Origin of the sequence: Vreelandella subterranea, assembly GCF_900111305.1 — a bacterium.
Taxonomy (GTDB): domain Bacteria; phylum Pseudomonadota; class Gammaproteobacteria; order Pseudomonadales; family Halomonadaceae; genus Vreelandella; species Vreelandella subterranea.
On sequence record NZ_FOGS01000017.1, the window covers coordinates 28,899 to 36,166 of the forward strand.

At 55.7% G+C, this 7,268-nt stretch carries 4 protein-coding genes; 2 read left to right on the forward strand and 2 right to left on the reverse strand.

Annotated elements, in window-relative coordinates:
• The first annotated feature begins 266 nt into the window (after positions 1-266).
• Both BMX75_RS17485 and BMX75_RS17490 read left to right on the forward strand, forming a co-directional pair.
• Positions 267-938 carry a transglutaminase-like cysteine peptidase gene (locus BMX75_RS17485; RefSeq protein WP_092830927.1) on the forward strand — a complete coding sequence of 224 codons (672 nt, stop codon included), beginning with the start codon at positions 267-269 and terminating at the stop codon, positions 936-938.
• 11 nt (positions 939-949) lie between these two features.
• Entirely contained in the window at positions 950-2,851 is a 1,902-nt protein-coding gene (locus BMX75_RS17490; protein ID WP_092830929.1) for an EAL domain-containing protein, read from the forward strand.
• A 138-nt stretch (positions 2,852-2,989) separates the two neighbouring features.
• Here BMX75_RS17490 and BMX75_RS17495 read toward each other — a convergent pair whose 3' ends face one another.
• Together BMX75_RS17495 and BMX75_RS17500 are read right to left on the reverse strand one after the other, a co-directional pair.
• On the reverse strand, positions 2,990-3,316 hold the full coding sequence (locus BMX75_RS17495) for a tryptophan synthase subunit beta like protein (protein ID WP_092830931.1): 327 nt from the start codon (positions 3,314-3,316) through the stop codon (positions 2,990-2,992).
• Between the two features lie 126 nt (positions 3,317-3,442).
• Positions 3,443-7,268, reverse strand: a 3,826-nt coding sequence (locus BMX75_RS17500; protein WP_139197184.1) for a DUF5801 repeats-in-toxin domain-containing protein, incomplete at its 5' end; no start/stop codon positions are given.

Genomic DNA, 7,268 nt, shown 5'->3' on the forward strand with positions numbered 1-7,268 from the left:
GTTGTAGGAGCCCAATTCATTCGGCGATCAGCAAGGATCAAGGCACCGAGAGATATGGCTTGTAGACGGCCTGATTGCCCGACATAGTCGGGCTACTACAACGGTTGGGTGCATGCATTGTTTTTCGTGGCGCGATTAAGTTGCAACGTCTTTTGTCGATATAAATTGAGAAGTTCTTACAAGGCACCATGAGGATAACCCCATTAGCTTGAACATCATCGAAACAGGTTTCTATCTCGCTCCACCCTGGATGGCCAGGTAACGTGATGGTATCGCGGCGGCAACTGATCTCGGGGCTGGGCGCGGGGCTGCTGTGCCTGATGATTGGCGCGCCTTCCACGGCCTCGGCCTTCAACCCGCAGCGGATCCGCCAGAAGATGCAGCAGGCGCATGGTGCCTCGGGCGTGGCGCTGGTCGATGAGTGGCTGGCCATGATCGAGCGGCTACGAGGTGCCAGGCTTGGTGACCAGATGAGCGAGGTCAATGACTTCTTCAACCGCAAGGTGCGCTGGCGAGACGATATCGATGTCTGGGGCCAGGAAGATTACTGGGCGACGCCACTGGAAATGCTGGGCAAGCGTGAAGGTGACTGCGAAGATTACTCGATTGCCAAGTACATCACGCTCAAGGAACTGGGCGTGCCGGGCAATAAGCTGCGCATGATTTATGTACGGGCTCAGATTGGTCGTTCCCAGCGTAGCCAAGCGCATATGGTGTTGGGGTACTATCAAACGCCCGCGTCTGAGCCGTTACTGCTGGATAATATCATCCCTTCCATTCGACCGGCCTCGGAACGCGACGACCTGACCCCTGTATTCAGTTTCAACAGCAGCGGCTTGTGGGCCGGGGGCTCCGAGGAGTCCCGAGCCGACCCACTCGCGCGGCTTTCTCGCTGGCAAAGCGTGGTTAACCGCATGCGCGATCAAGGATTTATATAAGAGGATAGGATATGTCTCTCATCAAGCAGCTTTGGCTGACGGTCATCCTGATACTGCTGCTGGCGTTCGTGGGCAGTTTGGCAGTGAGCGTGACCTCCACACAGGATTACGTTGAGCAGGAAATGCAGATCAAGAATGCCGACAACGCCAATGCGCTGGCACTTTCCATGACCCAGATGGAAAAGGACGACGTCAGCATCGAGCTGCTGGTAGCCGCGCAATTTGATACCGGGCATTACCGCTTGATTGAATTGCGCTCGCCGGAAGGTGACGTCATGCAGCGCCGCGAAGCCGAGCCTCTGGATGATGGCGTGCCCGACTGGTTTGTTGATCTGGTCCGCCTGGATGTTGCCCCTGGCCAGGCGGTGGTGCAGGACGGCTGGAGCCAGTACGGCACCCTGACCTTGGCGAGCCAGCATGACGCCGCCTACCGCTCGCTGTGGCAAAGCACGCTGAAAATGGCGGCCTGGTTTGCCCTGGTGGGTGCCATCAGCCTGTTGCTGGCGTGGTGGATCGTACGCACCATCCGTCGGCCGCTGCTGGAAGTGGTCAGCCAGGCGCGCAGCATCAGTGCACGCCGCTTTACCACTTCTTCAGAGCCGCGAACGCTGGAGCTTCGCGAAGTGGTACAGGCGATGAACACGCTCTCCGGGGCTGTGCATACCATGCTCAGCGAAGAAACCGGCAAACTCGACCAGTTGCGCCGCCGCTTGCAGGAAGATGCCACCACGGGTGCATCGAACCGCACGACCCTGCTGGAGCATCTGCAGAACAACCTGGACAGCGATTCCCAGCGTGCCAGCGGTGTATTGATCATGTTGCGTTTGGTTGATCTGCCCGAGGTCAACGAGCGCCTTGGCCGCCAGGCGACTGACGATGTATTGCGGGCGCTGGTGAACCACCTGACGCAATTGGCCAATGAATTAGGCGGCGGTGAAGTCGGCCGCTTGAACGGTAGTGACTTTTTGGTGATCGTGCATGGCGCTCAGGATATCGAGCACGTCAGCGAAAGCCTGAAGCATCAACTGACGCTATTATGCGACGCCGTGGGCGAACCGCTACGGCTCCCCGCCGCGCTGAGTGAATACACTCACGGCGATACGCCTTCTCAACGACTTGCGGCGCTCGACGGCGCACTGGCCGATGCCGAGGGCCGTGGTGATATGGCATTGGTGGCCGTCTCGGACGAGGCGCGCTTGCCGCTCTACACGACCCATGAAGCGTGGCGCTCTGCGCTGATCCAGTCGATGGAGGCTGGCGTTGCGCTGGCCCGCTTTCCGGTGGTCAATGCCCGTCAGGAAGTGGTGCATTTCGAGGCGCCCTCGCGTCTTGAGTTAGCAGGCGAGTGGCGGAGTGCGGGCTTGTTCATGCCCTGGGTGGCCCGCCTGCAGTTGGAAGATAAACTGGACCTGGCCGTTGCCGAGCGTGCCCTGGCGATTATCGAGTCCGACCAACTACCCTTGGGTATCAACCTCTCCGGCCGCGCGGTCAGCGACATGGCGTTTATCAAGGCGCTGCGCCAACGACTTGAGCACGCCCCCGAGGCGGCCCGCAAGCTGTGGATCGAGCTACCCGAAAGTACCGCCCTGCATGACTTGGCAAGCTTCCGGTTGTTATGCCGCGAGCTGCAGCACACCGGCGTGCGGATAGGCCTTGAGCACGTGGGCAGCGAGTTTACCCGCCTTGCCGACCTTCACGACCTTGGGCTTGCGTTCCTCAAGTTCGATGCCAGCCTGGTCAGCGGCGTGGACCAAGCATTTGACCAGCAGACCATCCTGCGCGGCATGGCCACCCTGGCCCACTCGCTGGGCATTCTGGCTATTGCCGAAGGCGTTAAACGCCCCGAAGAAGCCGAAACGCTGTTTGACCTGGGGCTTGATGCGGTGACCGGGCCTGGTGTTAAAGCGTCTTAAGCTGGAAGCTGGAAGCTGGAAGCTGGAAGCTGGAAGCTGGAAGCTGGAAGCTGGAAGCTGGAAGCTGGAAGCTGGAAGACAGAAGCTTAACGGTAAATCAGCGGCATGGAAGCCGCTGGTTATTGTCATGAGCGACGGTTAGATAACGTCGCTATCGTCGTCGCTGATCAGCCCTACGTCGTTGACGCGTTTGCGCAGTGACTGCCTGTCTAGAAGCTTTTCCTGGGCTTTTTCCGGCAAGTCGGTGAAGCGGATGACCCCCTTATCCATCAACAGGGTGATCACGTCTTCCAGTACCCGCACAAACTCCATATCCGACTGCCTGAGCAGCGCGGCTTCATGGGTTTCGGCGTTGATAAAACGCTGTAGCTCCGCCGACTCCGGCGAAACGTACTCCTTGCATTTTTCGCTTACGCTGCGGCTGACCTCGCTGATCTCGCCCTGGCTGTCGCGGTTGACGTACATTTATAGACTCCTTGTTTTTCGCTGCCCGCCAGCATAAACAATCCACGCAGGCACTGCAGTCACAATAAAAAGCCCCGCCGAGCAGTACACTCGGCGGGGCAGTATCAGCGGCTCAGCGCATTCGGGTTATTGGTCAATTTTCAGTTGACCATCTTCGATCAGTTTAGCGATCAAATCCTCTGAAGCTCCGCTATTAACGCCGAAGTCGCTAAAGGATTTCCCTTCAAGGGTAATCTTCTGATCGGCGACACTTGTACTGCCGTTCAGATTACCTTCAGTGCTGATACTAAGCACAACATTGTCGCCATCTTCTTCGGCAAAGATGTACCCATTGATGTTGTCACTATCCTCACCCTGCAGAAGGTCTGAGAGGTCGAGCTTGTCATTACCAGTACCAAAGTCGGTAACAGTATCGTCTGCAGGTTGGCCCACGGTACCTTCGTCGCCGAAGTTCCACCGGAAGACATCGTCACCATCACCGCCTGTCAGTGTATCGTCGCCCGCACCACCGACGAGGATGTCAAGGCCACCGCTGCCTTCCAGCGTTTCGTCAACTTCTGTGCCGAAGATAACGTTGAAGTCATCACTATCGATCTGAATCGACAAGGTGGCTGTCGCGTTCTGACCAGTATCAGGGTTCGTCACTTGATACTCGAATCGCTCAACACCTCCCACGTGCTCCGTGCTCTCTTCCGGCTGGTAACTATAAGTACCATCTGGACTTATCGTCAGTTCACCATAGCGCCCAGCGATAACGGTATTGGCTACATCTACCGATACATCATTGCCATCCTGACCGGCGCCCAGAATTGTGAGCTCTATGTCATCATTTCCCAAGAAGACGGACGCATCATTGAATAGGTTGTCATCGGCTTCACGGGTATCCAGACTTTCCGTAGTTTGGACCAACTTCACATTCGAAACGCTGGCTTCCCTGGAGGCGCCGAATGGCACTCGAGAAACGTTAACATTAGCTTCGAAGCGATAGTCGCCTGGCGCGAGGTTAGAAACCTCTATCAACGAAGTCCCAAGCTCCTCGGAGGCTCCATTTTGATAGACTTCAAATTCAGTGCCTGTCCATCGCGACAATGACCAACTAAATGAGGAATTACTCGACGAATCGCTCAGATTAGTTGTAAAGCTAAAATGTCCTGAACTGTCTTCATTAACCTCAAAGTCCTTTTTCATGCTGGACGAGTCGCTATAACTGAAAGCCACGACACTGGCTGAAATGCTGCCATAGTTTTCAGTCGACTCATCCGTGACAGTATTCACAAATGCCTGATCCACCATATCAACCAGCTCGATAGGCGGTGTTACACCCGTCAGGTTAAGCGTGATATCGCGGTTCACCTCGTCGCCATCACCATCCTTGAGCGTATAACTGAAGTTTTCAGTGAGGTTGCCTTCCGTCTTAAGCGCCTGGCGACCAGCCTGACTCAGCACATAAGCATAAGAGTACTCGCCGTTGCCATCGTCGGTCAGCGTCAAGATGCCATATTCGCCCTCGATCACGGCCTGGCCGGATGAATCCAGACCTTCGCTGTTGCCATTCTCATGCGCAACGATGATGGGATCATTCTCTGCCGGCCCATCGGCACCCCAGTCAGCGCTGATACTGCCTTCGGCCGTCGCGGGCTCGCCCACATAATCAATGCTGGCTAACAACTCGAATGACGTTGATTGGCCTTCTGGGGTTCTCACTTGGTTGCCTACAGAGCCACCATCTTCGTACCTAAAGCCAGAGATAGTGAATTCGTACCCTGCTGCCGCCAAAGCTTCAGCAATGCTTGGATCTGTAATGCTGAAGCTTTCTATCGTGATGATATCGTCATCACGGGAATCACCATAGTTATTGGGGGTCTCATTATGGTCAATTTGAACTTCGACCGGAATGGAATAAGTCGTACCATTAAGCACCACGTCCACATTGAGCGAGAGCGTGGCGGCATTTATGGCACTTCCGGACGGAACCGAGTTATTGACATGGGTAAACGTACCCAACGAAACTGGATCGCCAGAAACAACGCTCTCTTCGGCATCTATGTTGTTTGCATATTCAAACTTGTAGCCAGAAGCCTGATTGAAGTTGTTTCCGCCCCAAATAATCCCGATGCCATTTGGGACATTGGCAGAACTGCTACCGTTGGCATTCGACCAGTTACCATTAATATCATCGATACCGAACTCATTGATCACGACATCAAAGGCAATAGTATCTGATTCGCCCTCCGGCACATCATCCTTAACAACGAGTTCCAACGTTCCGCTATCCGACTTGCTATTTAAGTCGACAATGGCCAAGTCGATATCGAACTCTGCATTGTTCCTGCCCTGGACGTCATCGTGATTCACGTTGTCATCTAGAGTGAGTTCGTAGCTCAAGGTGCCGCCGGTGTCAGTTCCCTGGAAACCGGTCAAGCTTAACGTTCCGATGCCATCGATCTGTATCGATACCGGGCTATTGCCAAGATCTTGCAGTGCTGCAAAGTCAAGAGTCTCTCCTCCAACCGACAGAGAGGCAATCCCGCCTTCGGCACTCAGTTGGATGCTACCTTCCTGGGTCGTATCACCCTGGCCTTCACGCGTACCGCCGGGCAGCCAAGCTTCATTGATGAGCACTTCACCACCTGTGATCGAAGGCGCAGCGGGTTCTTCGGGTTCGGGCAGCTCGATTGACAAGGACTCTGGATCGAAGCCGATGGTGAATCCGGAATCCACCGTGTCACCGTCGCCATCGACGGCTTCTACCTCAACCGGTAGTTGATAATCGATGCTGGAATCCTGATATCGACCACTGAAATCGTTGACGCGATACTGATCGTTGGGCTTGCCGTGGCCGATGAAGTGCACCTCATCGAAGCCGCCTTCGATACCTGTAATATTATTGCCAGTTCCGCTACCGACCTCCTGGCCGTCAAGATAAACCTTCCACTCAGCCGTTTGCGGGTTGCCAACACCTCGGCTGGCTGTAAAGCTCAGCTCGGTGAGCACTTGGTCGAAATTGGCCACCAGAACGTCGCCATTGCCAATCAAGTTATTGGGTGAACCGCCAATTCCGGTATTCGACCAGTTAACGTTTCCGCCATCTTGCATGGTGAACACTGCATTGAGATCAGCACCATCCAATTCAAGAGCAAGGCCAGTGCCACCGCCATTGGAGGTGACGCCAGCATTTTCAAAGCCAACTGTGACCGGGTCTAGTGCTTCGATCACATTGATTTCATAGCTGCCGTTGGCAACATCGAAATCGATAGTGAAAACCGGGTTGCTGCTGCTATCGCCCTGCTTGAAGGCAATCAACTGCTGGCTATCCTGGTCGAACTCGTATTGCAGCTTGCTGCCGCCCGACGTCAGGAAGGCCGACTGCGTTACACCACCTTCCTCGTACTGGACCTGGATATAACCATCGTCATCTTGCTTGAGCGTCGCACCTGAAATTTGCGCGCCTTCGAGGTCGGCACCGATTTCGAGGTTCAAAGATCCGGTCGCTTCGCTGCCTACAGCTGTGCTGAGAGAGGCGTCTTCGATGCCTTCTTCATTGAAAGTAGGCACATCATCAGTAATCGTGATCGTGACGGCACTGCCCACGTCCAGGGTGCCGCTGACCGTGTCGCCATCGCCGTCGGTGCCGGTGAACGCGAGTTCTACCACGCCGGCCGCCAGGCTCAGGCTTTCTTCAGCATCGGCGTGCCAGATCGCTTGCTGTTGCGTGAACACGACGTCGTTGCCGTCAACCGACAGGGTGAAGTAGGTGCCACCGCTCTCGGTGTAGCCTTCTATGTCACCGCTCTCATTGGTGCGCAGCAGGATCGGTTCGCCTTGACCGGTGCTGTCGGCATCCAGGGCGTACAGGCCGGAGGCCGGTGCGCTCTCGCCGTCGCTGTTCAGCGTCAGGCTGAGGGCGAGGGTCTCGCCCTGTTCGCCGTCGGCGCCGTAGTTGATCACGCCG

Coding starts and splice junctions, on each gene's coding strand:
- BMX75_RS17485 (WP_092830927.1), top strand. CDS start 267: ATGGTATCGCGGCGGCAACTGATCTCGGGGCTGGGCGCGGGGCTGCTG.
- BMX75_RS17490 (WP_092830929.1), top strand. CDS start 950: ATGTCTCTCATCAAGCAGCTTTGGCTGACGGTCATCCTGATACTGCTG.
- BMX75_RS17495 (WP_092830931.1), bottom strand. CDS start 3,316: ATGTACGTCAACCGCGACAGCCAGGGCGAGATCAGCGAGGTCAGCCGC.